Annotated in this window: 17 protein-coding genes; 8 read left to right on the top strand and 9 right to left on the bottom strand. The window is 38.5% G+C overall.

The window, feature by feature from the left end; all coding sequences use genetic code 11:
• Positions 1-163: 163 nt before the first annotated feature.
• Positions 164-733 (top strand): DUF2062 domain-containing protein, encoded by a 570-nt coding sequence (locus tag ACT53H_RS06515; protein ID WP_003653419.1) that lies wholly within the window; start codon positions 164-166, stop codon positions 731-733.
• 31 nt (positions 734-764) lie between these two features.
• On the opposite strand, the gene ACT53H_RS06520 is transcribed toward ACT53H_RS06515, so the two are convergent.
• The 3 genes from ACT53H_RS06520 to ACT53H_RS06530 form a co-directional block, all read right to left on the bottom strand.
• Positions 765-1,637, bottom strand: a complete 873-nt coding sequence (locus ACT53H_RS06520) for a 5'-methylthioadenosine/S-adenosylhomocysteine nucleosidase (RefSeq protein WP_353157805.1) — start codon at positions 1,635-1,637, stop codon at positions 765-767.
• Positions 1,638-1,780: 143 nt separating this feature from the next.
• Positions 1,781-3,010 carry an iron-sulfur cluster carrier protein ApbC gene (gene apbC / locus ACT53H_RS06525; RefSeq protein WP_353157806.1) on the bottom strand — a complete coding sequence of 410 codons (1,230 nt, stop codon included), beginning with the start codon at positions 3,008-3,010 and terminating at the stop codon, positions 1,781-1,783.
• 145 nt (positions 3,011-3,155) lie between these two features.
• The gene (locus ACT53H_RS06530) at positions 3,156-3,656 is read right to left on the bottom strand and encodes a hypothetical protein (protein WP_353157808.1); all 501 of its coding nucleotides are present in this window, start codon (positions 3,654-3,656) and stop codon (positions 3,156-3,158) included.
• A gap of 392 nt (positions 3,657-4,048) precedes the next feature.
• Here ACT53H_RS06530 and metG point away from each other — a divergent pair, with 392 nt between their 5' ends.
• Positions 4,049-6,115, top strand: coding sequence for a methionine--tRNA ligase (metG, locus tag ACT53H_RS06535; protein WP_353158067.1), 2,067 nt, complete (start codon positions 4,049-4,051; stop codon positions 6,113-6,115).
• Between the two features lie 108 nt (positions 6,116-6,223).
• Here the strand turns inward: metG and ACT53H_RS06540 are convergent, their stop codons facing one another.
• From ACT53H_RS06540 to ACT53H_RS06550, 3 genes are all read right to left on the bottom strand, one after another.
• Complete coding sequence (locus tag ACT53H_RS06540) at positions 6,224-6,559, bottom strand: EF-hand domain-containing protein (protein WP_004794282.1); 336 nt, start codon at positions 6,557-6,559, stop codon at positions 6,224-6,226.
• Complete coding sequence (locus ACT53H_RS06545) at positions 6,540-6,728, bottom strand: NF038215 family lipoprotein (RefSeq protein ID WP_004794284.1); 189 nt, start codon at positions 6,726-6,728, stop codon at positions 6,540-6,542. Before ACT53H_RS06545 ends, ACT53H_RS06540 begins: the two co-directional genes overlap by 20 nt.
• Before the next feature lie 162 nt (positions 6,729-6,890).
• Positions 6,891-7,514 carry a LysE family translocator gene (locus ACT53H_RS06550; RefSeq protein WP_013198835.1) on the bottom strand — a complete coding sequence of 208 codons (624 nt, stop codon included), beginning with the start codon at positions 7,512-7,514 and terminating at the stop codon, positions 6,891-6,893.
• Between the two features lie 178 nt (positions 7,515-7,692).
• Here ACT53H_RS06550 and ACT53H_RS06555 point away from each other — a divergent pair, with 178 nt between their 5' ends.
• From ACT53H_RS06555 to ACT53H_RS06575, 5 genes are all read left to right on the top strand, one after another.
• Complete coding sequence (locus ACT53H_RS06555) at positions 7,693-8,262, top strand: TetR/AcrR family transcriptional regulator (RefSeq protein ID WP_002120318.1); 570 nt, start codon at positions 7,693-7,695, stop codon at positions 8,260-8,262.
• Positions 8,259-9,902, top strand: coding sequence for an MFS transporter (locus ACT53H_RS06560; RefSeq protein WP_174729950.1), 1,644 nt, complete (start codon positions 8,259-8,261; stop codon positions 9,900-9,902). The genes ACT53H_RS06555 and ACT53H_RS06560 overlap by 4 nt, the downstream gene beginning before the upstream one ends.
• Positions 9,903-9,942: 40 nt before the next feature.
• Positions 9,943-11,070 (top strand): HlyD family secretion protein, encoded by a 1,128-nt coding sequence (locus ACT53H_RS06565; RefSeq protein ID WP_476008888.1) that lies wholly within the window; start codon positions 9,943-9,945, stop codon positions 11,068-11,070.
• 64 nt (positions 11,071-11,134) lie between these two features.
• Entirely contained in the window at positions 11,135-12,016 is an 882-nt protein-coding gene (locus ACT53H_RS06570; RefSeq protein ID WP_476008890.1) for a 1-aminocyclopropane-1-carboxylate deaminase/D-cysteine desulfhydrase, read from the top strand.
• A gap of 117 nt (positions 12,017-12,133) precedes the next feature.
• A complete protein-coding gene (locus ACT53H_RS06575; protein ID WP_111855911.1) occupies positions 12,134-13,333 on the top strand; it encodes a BaiN/RdsA family NAD(P)/FAD-dependent oxidoreductase in 1,200 nt (399 codons plus the stop codon).
• A 1-nt stretch (position 13,334) separates the two neighbouring features.
• Here the strand turns inward: ACT53H_RS06575 and ACT53H_RS06580 are convergent, their stop codons facing one another.
• The 3 genes from ACT53H_RS06580 to ACT53H_RS06590 all read right to left on the bottom strand — a co-directional run bounded on the left by ACT53H_RS06580 (position 13,335) and on the right by ACT53H_RS06590 (position 15,765).
• Positions 13,335-13,505: a hypothetical protein gene (locus ACT53H_RS06580; RefSeq protein WP_238612669.1), complete on the bottom strand. Its 171-nt coding sequence runs from the start codon at positions 13,503-13,505 to the stop codon at positions 13,335-13,337.
• Positions 13,506-13,633: 128 nt separating this feature from the next.
• Entirely contained in the window at positions 13,634-15,310 is a 1,677-nt protein-coding gene (locus ACT53H_RS06585; protein ID WP_476008891.1) for a mechanosensitive ion channel, read from the bottom strand.
• 221 nt (positions 15,311-15,531) lie between these two features.
• A complete protein-coding gene (locus ACT53H_RS06590) occupies positions 15,532-15,765 on the bottom strand; it encodes a hypothetical protein (RefSeq protein ID WP_004794299.1) in 234 nt (77 codons plus the stop codon).
• Between the two features lie 290 nt (positions 15,766-16,055).
• Here ACT53H_RS06590 and ACT53H_RS06595 point away from each other — a divergent pair, with 290 nt between their 5' ends.
• Positions 16,056-16,475, top strand: coding sequence for a hypothetical protein (locus tag ACT53H_RS06595; protein WP_171065174.1), 420 nt, complete (start codon positions 16,056-16,058; stop codon positions 16,473-16,475).
• Positions 16,476-16,520: the final 45 nt, after the last annotated feature.

Consider the following 16,520-nt stretch of genomic DNA (forward strand, 5'->3'; position numbering starts at 1 on the left):
TAAGTAACATAAGTATTTTTATTTTAAGTCTATTTTTCCATCAAAAGCCTTTATAATAAAAAATATATAGTGATGGTAAGTTTAAATTTTAAGCTTTTAATAAGTTTCAATTCATATATTGTTTCTGATTTTTTTATATAGAGCACCGCGCTCTACTACTTTAATGATTATGGCAAAGCACTTTTTTCAATCTTGGCTTCCCTCGCCCGAGAAAGTTTCAAATATGAAATTTCTAAGGATTTTTGGTAAAAAGACCTTGAATCCTGTGCTTTGGTATGTCAATCGAAAATCAATTACTCGAGCTGTTTTTGTTGGGACTTTTTTTGGTTTACTGCCTATCCCTTTTCACAGTGTATTTATTGTGATGGCAGTCTTACTATTCGAAGTAAATTTACCCATTAGCTTAATGCTGGCTTGGCTTAGTAATCCACTTACTCTAGTTCCTATTCTGTATATTGGTTTTTGGTTTGGCGCACATATTTTTCATGTGCATATGATCAACAAAGAAATGTTACTAGGTGTATTACACCAAATTTCCCGTTGGATTACTCATTTCGGACATGGACACATTGATTTTAGTCTCGCAAAAATTTTGATGACGGGTCTGGTTGTCGAAGCTTTTGTATTTGCCGTTATTTTATATCTATCTACAGAAATTTTCTGGCGTTGGATGGTTATTAAAAACTGGAAAAGTAGACACCGTCATAAAAAGCAAGAAGAAGAAGTTTTATAAATCTCCAAGCTTCTTGCTAAGTCTTAAATTATTATTTTGGTAGTTTTGATTTCATATACTCTTCGGCGACATTGAGTACATACTCTTGGCAAGCCTCTCCCGTACCTGAGTCATAAGCTCCGTTATTGGTAATATTATTAGATAAAATTCGAATTCCTAGAAAAGGAACATTCAACTGACTTGCAATTTGTGCAACTGATGCCGCTTCCATTTCCTCAACTGAAGTGCCATAACGCTGATGGAAAAATTGAATACGATCAAGTTCGTTATTCCAAACATCTGCTGAACCAATCGTTCCCTCAACTACCTCACCTTTGTCATACCGGACTTTATGTGCCGCCATTAATAGCTCTTGATCACCTTCAAATTTGCGTATTGCAATCGGTTCTGGATCAGACTCATCTGTTGGCAAAACATCAAAAGCTTCAACCCAAGTGAGCGAATTTGACCCAGCACCCAATGGCTGTTTAGGAGTTCTAAATGCACCAATATTGGTCGCATATTTTCCTAAAACAATATCGTAAACGTGTAGATCTGGGTCGTGCCCACCTGCTGTTCCCTGATTAATGATCGCAATCGGTTTATAACGTTCGATAGCTAAAGCAGTTGCAGCAGCCGAGTTACTCATTCCCATGTGCGTTTTAGAAATAATCATTGGATAACCGTTATAGGTACCCTTCCAGAATGTCCACCCACCAATTTGTTCAACAACCTTATTCTCTAATTTTGAAGCCATTCTTTCCGACTCTACAGGTAAGGCACCCTGAATAACAATCGGCTGTAATTTCTGTTTTTGTTCCTGAACTGTTGGTGTTTGTGAAACAGAAGAGTCGTCATTATTGCATCCGGCTAAAAATAAAGCGCTACATAAACTGATTACGCCAAAAGCACATTTAAATTGCATTTTTTACCCTTTCTTTTTAAAAAGTGTAAAGTAGCAATCTACATGCCAATTTCAAGTTTAGCTTTGTTATTAAAATTCAGTAATTTAATTTTTTATTTTAACCAGACAATAAAAAACCCGACTTAAAGTCGGGCTTTAATAATTTAAAAAATCCGCTTGTCATCACGTGTACGTTGAGGAATTTTTTCAATCTGTTCCCACATCGCTTTGGCAATATCAATATAACTATCAGCCGCATCATCCATTGCTACAACGCTAGGTTTACCCTGATCAGCATGCTCACGGATCTGAGCATTTAGAGGCAAGCGCCCTAATAATGGAATATGGTATTGCTCAGAGAGCTTGTCACCGCCACCAATACCAAAAATTTGCTCTTCATGTCCACAGTTAGAGCAAATATGAGTCGACATGTTCTCAACGACCCCTAATACTGGAATTCCAACTTTATTAAATAGCTCGATTCCTTTAGTTGCATCTAATAATGCAACATTTTGTGGCGTAGTCACAATGATTGAACCTGTGACTGGAATACGCTGAGCAAGTGTAAGCTGGATATCACCAGTACCTGGTGGCATATCAATCATCAATACATCTAAATCAGGCCAAAGCGTTTGATTAAATAGTTGCATTAAAGCACCCGTTGCCTTTGGCCCACGCCATGCGACAGGTGTGTTGTTATCACCAGTTAAATGTCCAATCGATAACACTGCCATTCCATAGGCATCTAAAGGCACAAAATTTTCACTTTCAATCAACGGAGTTTTGCCAGCATTGCCTAACATTGTCGGAATACTTGGACCATAAATATCGGCATCCAGCACCCCAACCTGAAGTCCCATCTTTTGCAAAGCAAGTGCCAAATTGACAGTAGTGGTCGATTTACCAACACCGCCCTTACCAGATGAAACTAAAATAACATGCTTAATACGTGGATGAAGTGGAACATCTCTTTGTTGAGGAGCGGCTTTTTGAATAGGAGGATTATTTGGGTCTGGTTCTGATTTAGGTGAAGCATCTAACACAGGCGGTAAGTTAGCATTTTCTTTTGGCGCTTTAGATGAGCAGCCTTGCCCTGAACTATCTTGTGTAGGACGCTTCTGTTGCACCACATGCAGGTTTAGTTCTTCAATACCACACTTTTCTAAAGCCCCAGCCAAATCATCATGAATTTGCTGCAAGTGCTCTTTTTCATCAGGAAAGGTATTAATTGTAAGTTGTAATACACGACCCTGAACTTGGAGCTGACTAATGCGATCTTTTAAAGCATCTTTTGAATGGGGTAGTAAATAATTTTGGAGTACGGTTTGGATTTCATCTTCTTTCACTTCTTGTGCGGGTGAAAAAACAGACTTTAGTGAAGAAAGCCAAGACATATTGTTTACTCCAAAAACAGATCATTACAGCTTAATGGAGATAGTGTAACAGTATTGGTCCGCACTCGCTCACCTTGGGATGAATAATTACTCACTTACAATCTCATCTTTTAGGTAAGGAGTGCAGATTTTAGTTTAGATCAGCTTATTCAGCAGAATCATGGTTTTTCAATTTATTTAACTTATCAGTTGCTGTTTTCTTCAACTCATCAAACTTTGCCGTTGCCTGAGTCTTTAACTCATCAAATTTTGTTGCAGCCTCATCTTTTAGCTCTGCTGCCTTGGCTTTGGCATCATCAAGTTTATGGCTCGCTTCAGTACGTAAATGATCGAACTTGTCTTGCAGAGTGTGCTGAGCATCTTCAAGTTTGCCTTTCAAATCACTTGCTTTGTCTTCAACCGCCTCTTTACCAGCAGCTTGTTTCTCTTTTACATTTTCCTTTAAATCATCTAAAGCTTTTTCACCTTGTACTTTCGCATCTGCCGCTTTTGCCTTTAATTTGTCTACTGTATCTTCAACTGCTTCTTTACCAGCAGCTTGTTTCTCTTTTACATTTTCCTTTAAATCATCCAAAGCTTTTTCACCTTGAACTTTTGCATCTGCCGCTTTTGCCTTTAAATCATCTAATTTATTTTCAGTAGTCATCGTTGTTATCCTCGTAGTTAATTAAAAAATTACCTGAATAAGTTATTAGTTATACATCGTTATGGCTTGTTTTCTGACCGTAACTGCAATTTGAAACAAAGACAATACAGGAAGATTCAAATATTTTTCGATTTGTTTATCTGTTCTAAAGAGAAATAACTTCGCAATTAAAACCTGATTTTTACGAATACTCATTGTTGCCCAACAAAGATATTATTCCGCCACTCAAGCACAGCTCTCGCCTTACGCTTGGGCAAAGATTATTAACCTTTGCTTATCCCACCACTCAAGCTTAGCTCTCATCTTGCAGTCGGACAAAGCGTTGCTTTGTTTTTCCTCCTTCATCAGTTAAAATCTTCCACCTTATAAATACGAATGAGAGAATGAAATCCGTGCGTAAAATTTTAGTCACTAATGCCCTTCCTTACGCTAATGGTCCAATTCATATGGGTCATTTACTCGGTTACATCCAGGCAGATATCTGGGTTCGTGCCATGCGGGCAATGGGTCATGATGTGACTTATGTATGTGCGGATGATGCTCATGGTACTGCCATCATGCTACGTGCTGAGGCAAACGGTATTAGCCCTGAGGAGCAAATTGCGAACGTTCAGAAAGAACATATTCGTGATTTTGATGGCTTCGGTGTACATTTCGATCACTATGATTCAACGCATAGCGATGCCAATAAAGCACGTTCAACAGATATCTATATTAAAAACCGTGAAGCTGGAAATATTGCAGTTCGCCCTGTAACTCAATTATTTGATCCAGAAAAAGGCATGTTCTTGTCTGACCGCTTCATTAAGGGTACATGCCCAAAATGTAAATCAGAAGATCAATACGGCGACTCATGTGAAGTTTGCGGTACGACTTATAATGCAACCGAGTTACTTAACCCGCGCTCGACTTTAAGTGGTGCAACACCAGTTGAAAAATCATCAGATCACTACTTCTTCAAACTACCGAACTTTGCTGAGTATTTACAGAAATGGACCCGTGATGAAGGTCGCTTACCTGTCTCGATTGCAAACAAACTCGATGAATGGTTTGAAGCAGGGTTAACCGATTGGGATATTTCTCGTGATGCGCCTTATTTTGGTTTTGAAATTCCAGATGCGCCAAATAAATATTTCTATGTTTGGGTAGATGCACCAATTGGTTATATGTCTAGTTTTGAAAATTACATCAAAACTAAACGCCCAGATTTAAACTTTGATGATTTCTGGAAAAAAGACAGTCAAAACGATGTTTACCATTTCATTGGTAAAGACATTGTTTATTTCCATGCGTTGTTCTGGCCTGCAATGTTAGATGGTGCAAACTACCGCACTCCGACAGGCTTATTTGTAAATGGTTTCTTGACTGTGAACGGACAAAAAATGTCTAAGTCTCGCGGTACATTTATTAAAGCAGAGACTTATTTACAGCATTTGAATCCAGAATATTTACGTTACTACTTTGCATCTAAACTTTCAGATAAAGTTGAAGATTCTGACTTAAACCTTGATGATTTTATTCAAAAAGTAAATTCTGACTTAGTCGGTAAAGTAGTCAATATTGCTAGCCGTTGCGCCAAATTTATCAACAGTAGCTTTAACAATACTTTGTCTGCTAAATGTGCAGAACCTGAGTTGGTACAAAGTTTTATTGATGCAGGTGATTCAATCGCTAGCGCGTATGAAGCACGTGAATTCTCAATGGCTATTCGTGAAATTATGGCGCTTGCTGATCGTGCAAACCAATATATTGACGAGAAAAAACCGTGGGCACTTGCTAAACAAGAAGGTCAAGAACAACAAGTTCTTGAAGTGTGCTCAGTTGGTATCAACTTATTCCGTCAATTAGCGGTGTACTTAGCTCCAGTTCTTCCAACTTTGGCTGAGCAAGTTCAAGGTTTCTTAAAACTTGAGAGCTTCAATTTCGAGTCACGTAAACAAATTCTTGTAAACCATGAGATTGCACAGTTCCAACCGCTTATGCAACGTGTTGATCCAAAAGCTGTTGCCGCAATGGTGGATGCATCTAAAGAGTCTTTAGGTACTCCTGCTCCAGAAGCAACTAAAGCAGCGGCGAAAAAGGACAAAGCTGCCGAGAAAAAAGCTGCCCCTGCTCCAGCAGTGGGTGAAGCTGAAATTATCGGCATCGAGGACTTCTTAAAAGTTGACTTGCGTGTTGCTCAGGTCGTGGAAGCAGGTACAGTTGAAGGTTCAGATAAGTTACTTCAACTGACGTTAGACGTTGGTGAAGCTGAACCACGCAATGTATTCAGTGGCATTCGTAGCCAATACGCGCCAGAAGATTTAAAAGGTAAATTGGTTGTCATGGTTGCTAACCTTGCACCACGTAAAATGCGTTTTGGCATTTCAAACGGAATGGTACTTGCTGCTGGAAATGGTGAAGGTATTTTCATTATTTCTCCAGATAGCGGTGCAAAACCAGGCGATAAAGTTTCTTAATCTGCCTTAATAAAAAAGCTTCCTGAATTGGAAGCTTTTTTATTTTAGGAATATCAAAACTGAGTGAATTAAAATATTAAATAAATTTAGAAAGCGAGTACTTTCAAATTATGACCACGGCCACCCTTCACAAGGGTTATTAAATAAAACATGTATGTTTCCTAACTCCTCATTTGTTAAATAACCATTCTTATTTTCATCTAGATAATGAAATAGCTCTGTTTGCTTATTTTCACCTTGAAAACGTTTATCACTGGGCCAGTTGTAAGGATAGAAATCTTCAACACGTTGAAATTCTTTTAGGCTATACATGCCATCATGATTTAAATCATATTTTTCCTGAAAAAGCTTCCAATCTAAAGAAGCAGGCTCACATGCATTTACCATATTCAAAATACAGTAAGTTGCACATCCAGCAAGTAACTTAATAGTTAGCTTGCTCATGATTATTCACTTGTATATCGGAAATTTTATAATCCTTTTCATGAACCGGAGTACCCACAATACTCATGGTCCGCTCACTTGCTGGCTGTTGCTTGCTCATTGTTCTCATCTCACATCCTGTAGTTAAGATGAGAAAAACTACAGAAATGCTCACCATTAGTTTTTTCATAACGAGATCCTCATTTCTTTTTGTTTTATTTATTAAGTTACCACTTTTAAAGTGTTTAAGTGCTAAAAAAGATATTTCAATTTGTATATATTTTACGCAAAAATAAAGCCAGACTATAAATAGCTGGCTTTGGATTTTTTAGATATTTTAATTAAAGACTTATCATTTGAAGAAAATTAACTTTAAGCCTAATACACTCACAATACTTCCAGCGACTCGGTCAACACCAGTTTTTGCTTTTAAGTACATTGTTCTAGGCTTCTCTGAAGAGAGCAGCATTGCCACACATGAGTACCAACCAGCATCAATCATAAAACAAATCACTGGTAATGCGACGTAGTAATAATTTGGGATTTCTTTTGGTAACAAAGCAGTAAATACACTCGCTAGCACGACTGCAATTTTCGGATTACTTAACTGCGTAATAAGACCATAACGATATGCCTGTTTATAGGTCATTTTTGATTTGCCATCATTTTCCATGGCAATTGGTTCTTTAGCATGTTTAATAATTTTAAAAGCCAGCCAAAGCAAATACAGCCCACCACCAATTTTTAAAATCAAATAAGCAGAAGGCACTGCCAATAACACGGCTTGTAACCCCATAACAGCTAACAGGCCAAACAGAGCTGCGCCTGTCCCCGTCCCTAATGCTGTAAACAACCCATGTTTACGTGATTTAGAAATTGAATTTTGTGCCACATAAATAAAGCTTGGCCCAGGACTTATTGCTCCAAGCATCAATGCCATCGCAATTGAAAAAAGAGGAATAAGGGACTCAAACATTGTATTGACCTAGCATTACGCAATTGCGCGGTATTCTAACAGCTTTTTATGACGCATATAAAAATGCAGAAGATATAAATGCTGAAAATTGAATTTTCATGTTTTTACAATTTATACCTTCACAACGGACAAAAATGTCCGTTAAATATATAACCTTTGAAACTCCCCAATCGATGACATGAGTAAACGTCAAAAAATTGCTGCCCATAATCGGGATGAATTACTCAATGCAGCCGAAGAATGTTTTCGTATTCATGGCATTAATGTTCCCTTACAAGTTGTAATTGACCATGCTGGTGTCGGCAGAGCAACTTTTTACCGCAACTTTTGTGATCGCAAGGCTTTAATTAGCGCGCTTTTAGAGCGTGCGATTACACAGCTAGAGCAAAAAGCAGCTCATTTTCAACAATTCGAGGACGGTTTATTTCGTTTAATTGAAGGACATATTGGGCAACTTCCCAAGCTCGCAATTTTGCAAGATTTTTGGAGAGTAATTGATCGACAAGACCCAATTATGTTAAAAATTTATGAACGGCGGAATAATGCACTTAACCCACTGATTGAAAATGCGATAGAACAAAAATTGTGCAGAGCTGATCTAACTGCCGATGACTATGCAATGGTCACTGCAATGTTGGGTTCTTCATTTCAAGGACATGAGCCAGAAGAACAGACTCGCTTAGCAAAACGAGCAATTGAATTACTATTTCATGGTATTCAAATACAAAAAATTCGAGGGATAGAATGAGTAAAACGCCTCGTTATTTAGAAACACCACCCGACTGGACACCAGAAGAGCAACCGACTCTACCTGGCTCACCGGCAGCTATTGCGCATTCTATACCTAAGCGGTTTATTTACTTCTTTATCGGTTTATTTGTCGCGCTTTCCGCAAGCTTAAGTAATGGTTTTATTACGGCAAACTTACCCTTAATCCAAGGTGAATATGGACTAACACCTTCCGAAGCTGCTTGGCTGCCTGCGGCATATGTCATGGCAAATGTCAGCTCAAACCTGATTTTATTTAAAGCCAGACAACAATATGGTCTGAGAGTATTTTCAGAAATAGGGCTGGTTATTTTTATTGCCGTGCTGGTTTTACATATTTTTGTACATACCTATGAAATGGCTTTATTTGCACGGGTTGTGGCAGGTTTAGCTGGCGCGCCACTGAGCTCATTAGGCATGTATTACACCATGCAAGCCTTTAAAAAAGCAGACATGGCAAAAGGAATATATATCGCATTCGGCTTTCAGCAACTTGGCGTACCGTTAGCTTGGATTATTTCTCCATTTCTTGTCAGTACAGACAGTTGGTCTGTTCTTTACACCTTTGAGCTTGGTTTAGCACTTTGTTGCTTAGCCATGGTTGTTTCATTGAAATTACCGCGTAGCTTACGAATCTATGTTTTTGAGAAGCAAGATTTCTTTACCTTTGCTTTATTGGCTCCAGGTTTTGCCTGCTTGTGTATTGTGCTCACGCAAGGCCCAATTTTATGGTGGTTTAATAGCGAATGGCTTGCTTACGTCTTAATTGCAGGTTTTAGCTTAGTTGTTTTAGGTTTACTTTATGAACACTATCGCGCCAATCCATTAATTATGACGCGTTGGTTAGGTGCCTCTTCGACCCTACGTTTCATTTTTGGTGCTTTTGCTATTCGACTTTTAATGTCTGAACAAAGCTATGCTGCTGTTAACTTCTTAAAAACAATGGGAATGGGCCCTGACCAATTTGTGCCCCTCTATGTTGTCATATTAGTCGGGATTTTAAGCGGAACACTTTTTAGTGCACTGACTTTTTCACGCGAACGAATTATCTTCCACTTACTTTTTGCAGAGTTCCTCATTCTAGTTGCTTGTGGACTAGATTATCACTTAACCAGTGATGTTCGACCTGTGAATTTCTTTGCAAGTCAGTTTTTAGTCGGTTTTGCTGGTGGTCTATTTATTGGTCCATTACTTCTGATTGGCTTTGCGCAAACACTTGCTAAAGGCCCATCTTATGTAGTGACCTTTATCGTATTATTTTCAGCTACCCAAACTTTCGGTGGTCTTGTTGGGTCTTCTTTCTTCTCGACCTATCAACAACATCGTACGCAAAACTATCAGGCAGAGATTATTAAAGATTTAGAACAAGCAGACCCTCTAGTCGCTCAAAGGCTCTCTACTTATCAACGCAGCGCATCAATCACCACTACTGACCCAGCATTACAAACAGCTCAATCTATGCGTTCACTTAATCAAGTGGTCACTCGTGAAGCCCAGGTTCGTGCCTACAATGACGTTATTGCTTTAAACGGTATTTTTGCCGTCGCACTACTCTTATGGGGTGGATTTAATATTGCACGTAGTAAATATCTACAACGCAGAGGAATTAGCCGTCCTTAATGGCTTTCGTATTTGATGAAATAGAAATTGAGATTGATATATGTCAGATGATCAAAAAAAACCGGAACCAACACCAGCTCAGGCACCCGCCAACGAGCCAACACCTGCACCTGCACCTGCACCTGCAAGTAAACTGATTCCGACAAAACGCTCAACACTGTTATGGATGTTAGGTGTTCTTATTGTCGGTGTTTTAGTGATTTTATGGGCATGGAGAATCGGGCCATTTGCAACGAGTGTTCAGCAAACTGACAATAGTTATGTCAAAGGTAAAACCACCATTTTATCGTCACAAATTAATGGTTACGTTAAAGATGTAGTCGTTAAAGACTTTGATCATGTCAAAAAAGGTCAAGTACTCATGCATATTGATGCAACGACTTATGACCAAAAAGTAACACAAGCAGCATCAGGTGTTGAGCAAGCTAAAAATACCTTAGCCAATCAAACGCAATCCATTGCCCAGAAACAAGCTGACATTGTGGCGGCACAAGCCAAAGTGGATCAAGCCAAAGCTCAATATGAACTTTCTTTAGCCCAGCTTAGACGCTATCAACAGCTAGGAAACAGTGGCGCAGCTTCTAAATCTGAGCAAGATAAAGCCGCAGCAGATGCTGAAAATAATCTTGCAGCACTTAAGCAAGCAGAAGCTAATGTATTAGTTGCAAATGAAGCACTTAAAACAGCACAAGTTGCAAAAACTGGTTTAGAAGCACAAGTTTCAAGTGCTAAAGCACAGTTAGACCAAGCACAAACCACCAAAGACTATAGCGTTATTGTTGCTCCGATGGATGGCCAACTTGGTGAAGTTAATCCTCGTGTTGGGCAATATGTAGCAGCAGGCTCACAGTTACTCTACCTCATTCCACAGCAAACTTGGGTGATCGCCAATTTCAAAGAAACCCAAATTGCCAATATGCGAATTGGTCAGAAGGCATGGTTTACAGTCGATGCGATGAAACACAAAAAATTTACGGGACATATTGAGCAGATCTCGCCTGCTGCTGGCTCCGAGTTCAGTGTGTTAAAACCTGACAATGCGACAGGTAACTTTACTAAAGTTGTGCAACGAATTGCCGTACGCATTACTATTGATCCAAATCAGGAAGGAATGGAACATTTACGTCCTGGCATGTCAGTGGTTACTTCTGTCGATACAAATTCGTAAACAGCTTTTTAAAGTTCTATTTAAAAAGTTACAATGTGATCAATCATTATTTTCTCAATTTCTAATGTTTGATCACATTGCTCAATCAGTTCCTTATCAATATATTCAACTACTCTCCCCCCTGCATCTCGACATTAAGCGGTTAGATTTAATTCACCCTCAAATTTCGGGTAATAAGTTTTTCAAACTAAAATACAATCTGCTTGCCGCAAAACAACAAGCGTTATCAGGCGTTTTAACTTTTGGTGGAGCTTATTCAAATCATATTGCCGCAACTGCGTATGCAGCTCATCTTTTTGGCTTTAAAAGTGTAGGCATTATTCGTGGGGAAGAATTAGCGACCCAGCTTCTTAACCCCACCTTGGCAAAAGCTCAAAGTTTAGGAATGCATTTACATTTTGTCTCGCGCACTGAATATCGCTTGAGGGATGACGCAAACTATCTTCAACAATTGCTTAATCAATTTCCTGAAACCTTCATTATTCCTGAAGGCGGCTCTAATGAGCTAGCAGTACAAGGATGTCAGGAAATTCTTAGTCAGAGTGATTTAGAACAATACGATGTAATTTGCTGTACAGTTGGAACTGGAGGAACGATTTCAGGACTCATTGAACGAAGCGCACCGCATCAAAAGGTTCTAGGATTTTCAGCATTAAAAGGCGACTTTCTACAACAAGATATTATGCAGTGGACTAAAAAACAAAATTGGTCGCTGACAGATGCTTATTGCTGCGGTGGTTATGCGAAAACTTCATCTGATTTACTGGCATTTATAGAAAATTTTGAAGAACAATACGCTGTACCCCTTGAACCGATCTATACGGGAAAAATGATGTTCGGTCTGTTTGACCTTATCAAGAACAATTACTTCTCTGCAGGAACTCGTATTCTGGCAATTCATTCTGGTGGTTTACAAGCAGATATAAGAAATAAACCAAGCTACTGACTCACAAATATTTAGGGAGCCTTATTCACCAGAGCTGTAAATGTCTTTAGCATGACTAAGGCTCGGCATGATAGTATATGCCCCTTTTTAATTTTCAAGATTAATCGAGAATCTCTTATGTCTAACAGTCATGTCGATGTCATTGTCTTAGGTGCAGGTGCTTCTGGACTCATGTTGGCTGCACATGCTGCTAAACGTGGACGCTCGGTTTTAATTTTAGAAAAAGCCAATAAAATTGGTAAAAAGATTTTAATGTCAGGTGGCGGTAAGTGTAACTTTACCAATCTGTATGTCGAACCTGACAACTATATTTCTCATAATCCGCACTTCGTTATTTCTGCCCTGTCACGCTATAGCAACTGGGACTTTATCGGTTTAGTATGTGACTACAAAATTGCCTATGAAGAACGTAAACACGGACAATTATTTACGCTAAACGGCGCTAAAGAAATTTTAGAAATGCTTGTGAGTGAGTGTAATAAAACCAAAAATGTGGATATTCAAACCCATTGCGAAGTTGGCCAAATTACCCCCTTAGAAAAAGGTGGGTTTTCACTAAACACCAATCAAGGACATTACACTTGTGATTCTTTAGTTATTGCCACTGGTGGCTTATCCATTCCAACTTTGGGTGGTTCTGGATTTGGCTATGAACTAGCACAAAAATTTGGACATCAAGTTTTTCCAACCCGTGCTGGTTTAGTTCCATTTACTTTTTCAGATCACATTAAAGAAGTGACCACACGTTTAAGTGGTAATGCTTTAGATGTGACGTTAAGCAACTCAAAAAATAGCTTTACTGAAGCATTATTATTTACCCATCGTGGCTTAAGTGGACCAAGTTCTCTACAGCTTTCAAACTATTGGAACTCAGGCGAAAGTTTTAAAATTGACTTTTTCCCAAGCCAAGATTTAGCGACCTATTTAAAAGATAAAAAGAAAGCACAGCCTAAAGTTTTATTACGCACTCTACTTAATGAGTTTACTGCCAAAAGTATTATCCAAGAGTTACAACAACTCATATGGCCAGAACAAAGCGAAATAGCGATTGGCAATATCAGTGATGCACAGCTAGATCATATTGCCGAGCAGCTACATGGTTTTGCAGTTAAACCATCTGGCACAGAAGGATATCGTACCGCTGAAGTTACTTTAGGTGGAATAGATACAACAGAAGTATCTTCTAAGACCATGGAAAGTAAAAAGCAGAAAGGACTGTTTTTTGTTGGAGAAGTGCTTGATGTCACTGGCCACTTAGGGGGCTACAACTTCCAGTGGGCATGGTCTTCTGCCTATGCTGCTGCCCAATATGTATAAGCTAATTTGAGTTTTTCGAACCACTTGATGCATTCGATGAATCTTGTGGCTGAGAAGTAGTCTGTTTTGAGCTTTCCGACTTACTAAATACAAATTTATAAGCACTTGCTAAAAACCCTACCGTAATTCCGGCAATGACAATCGGTGCTAAAAAACGACCTGGTTTCTTCATCGTATTTTCCTCACTTATTTGTTTTTATAACGGTCAAAAAAGAACGACCACTCAATATAGAGTGGTCGAACTTATCACAAAAATCAAAGATTTTTTGTACTGTTTATCTGAAATTTAATTTAATTCCCTTAAATTTCATCATTTTCGCCTGTAGAACCAAACGGTTTATTCACTGGCGGTTGTGCTGGATTCACCTGTACAGAATCTGTTGGTTTTGCATCAGATGGAGCTGTTGATGGTGGCGTTGTTGGTGTAGATGGAGTTGGCGACATAGTTGTAGCTGGAGCTGAACTACTCGTACTAGAAGGTGGTTGATAAAGAGGATTCGGTTGATTGGCTTCTTTTTTCGCTTTATCAAGTAAATCAGTTAAAAGTCGTTCTGCTGGTTGGCGACCACCTAAACCGAATGCAAGAGCGAAAGCTACGGCAACCGCGCCTAGAGTCAAACCAAATGCAAGGTTAACAATTGAATCTGCAATACCCATCGCTCTTAAACCAAGCGCAAGTACCAGACCAATAATTAAAACACGAACTAAACTAGCTAACCAACGCGAACTATTATATTCACCACGTTGAACCACATTCGCTACAATATTCGCTAGCCAGAAACCAATTACTAAAATTACAGCACCCAATAGAATGTTTGCACCGAAATGGATAAACATTGCAATGAGACCACTGATTTGATCGAAACCAAGACGGTCCGCTGCTTCAGATACTGCAAACAGCATAGTAAAGAATACAATTAGCCAGCCAACTGCATTAGAAACTTTAGTTTGACCTAAAAAGCGTTGCACATCTAATTTTGCAGGAATTTCATCAACACCTGTACCTGCAATGAGTTCAGCTACTAAGCGGCCAACAAAACGAGAAACAATATAAGCAACCAGTAAAATTAAACCAGCCGCAATAATGTTTGGAATTGCTTGCAAGATTTCATTTAGCATTGCTGTCGCAGGTTGAGAAATTGTCTCAATACCTAAAGCTTCGAACGCTACAATTAATGTAGTAATAATGATGATAGCAAAAACAAATGAACCTAAGAATTTGCCTACATTAGAGCTTTTGAAAAGACCAATTTTTTCAGCTTGAGCCTGAACACCTAAGCTATTTACTAGACCTTCAACAATACCGCGTACAATTTTTGCCAAGATATAACCAACAAAAACGATCACGCCAGCAATAAAGATATTTGGTAAGAAAGCTACAGCGTCATTTACCATATTTTGAACTGGAATGAGTAAGCCTGTAAGTCCTAATATTGACAGAACAATCGGAAGGAAAAGTAACAATACAAGCCAGTAAAGAATTTCACCAATATTCTGGCTAATTCCACCTACACCCACTTCACTGCTTAATTTATCATCGAGTTGGGTTCTGGATAAAACATTGGTAATCCCTGCCCGCACCAGTCGAGCAACGATCCAACCAATGAAACCCACCACTACAGCAGCAATAATATTTGGAATGTAGACCAGTACCTGATTCACCATATTGCTGAATGGGCCACTCACTCCACTAATGTTGAGCACATTTAGAGCCGCGACAACAGCTAAAATCAGAATAAACCAGAATACAACCTTGGAGATCAGACCTTCAATATTTGGCGCTCTGCCAGTAGCAGAAGATAGTTTGGCATTGGTATTTACTTTTTGTAGAAGCTTTTTCACACCTGCTGCTACTAATAAAGCAATTATCCAACCAACCAATAAGATCACTACTGCAGCCAGGATAGGATGAAACTGATCCCAGTAATACATCGCATCAAATTGAGCGCCGCGAGGCCCATCAAAAAATTCATTCATATTGTTATGTCCTCAATTGTTATGTTCTTTTCAGTGTTATCTCTAGGAAACACCATTCGTTGTAAAAAATGACGATGAATGCGGTCTATCTCACATTATGTTTTGAATATTTTCTAATCAACACACTTCTGCACAAATACAACAAATTGATGCAAAAGGTTGCAAAAAAGCCTTCAGGTTTACACCTAAAGGCTTGATATCAAGTTAAACTGATTCGCTTATTACCCCTCATAGGTCTTTAAATTCAAATCAGAACTACCTTTAATTACATGTGGTGTAGTTTCATTTTGAAAAGCTCCTTCTTCTTTAGGAGTCTGGCTGTGGTCAGCAACCATATAGACAATAAGCGCAATAAGAAAAAGCCCAACAATAATTAAAATGTAAACTGGCAATCTTCTTTTTTTCGCAGTTTCTTCAGGACTCGTCACATGAGGTGGTTTTGAAAAGTCATGCATCTTCTTTCCCCTCTTCTATTATCATTAACTTTATATTCATCATAGCAATTTGCTTTGTTGCATTGTGTGAAAAAGCATTATTCGAAGGTGTCTGTAGTTGCAAAACTCTACTTTTAAAATAATAAAAATAGTATAAAATTTTCACACATTAATTTAGACGTTTAAAAATAATTTCTCGTTATTCACAAACTTCGCCTATCACCCATTTGTAATACAATATGTTTTAGCGCTTACTTTTTATAAAATAGGCTATAATAAGCCCCCTTGTTTTAAAGCTGCTCTATTTTATGATGTATCGTCAGCAAAACGTAACTCTTGATCTCGACACTGACGTCACACATCAATGTTATATACACCAGACGAGAGATGAACATCTGATTGGTATTATTGAATTTAATAAACCAAGTTATGAACTCAAGTGGGGTGATCTGGAGTATTTTCGTCGTCGTACTGAAGAGTTTTCAGTCATGCCATTTCCTGACTGCATTAACGCCATGATTGTTGATATTCGTAATATCAATATTTTTCTGGACAATGAAGTTCCAATTTTACCTTGGCGTTTACTTGAAGAAGACTGCCCTGTTCGCTTAGTTGTTCCTCAAGATCGTTTAGAACATTATGCAGGCCTTTTTGAACCGACTTGGCTTTCAAGCGATGTAGACAGTGCAATTGCAGAAATTCGTGAATTTATGGATATGTTTGTCCATTAATAAACATATCCATAAAAATAATTTTAAAGTTCTTTTAATTGTTGT

This window comes from Acinetobacter sp. DMC2 (assembly GCF_056314305.1).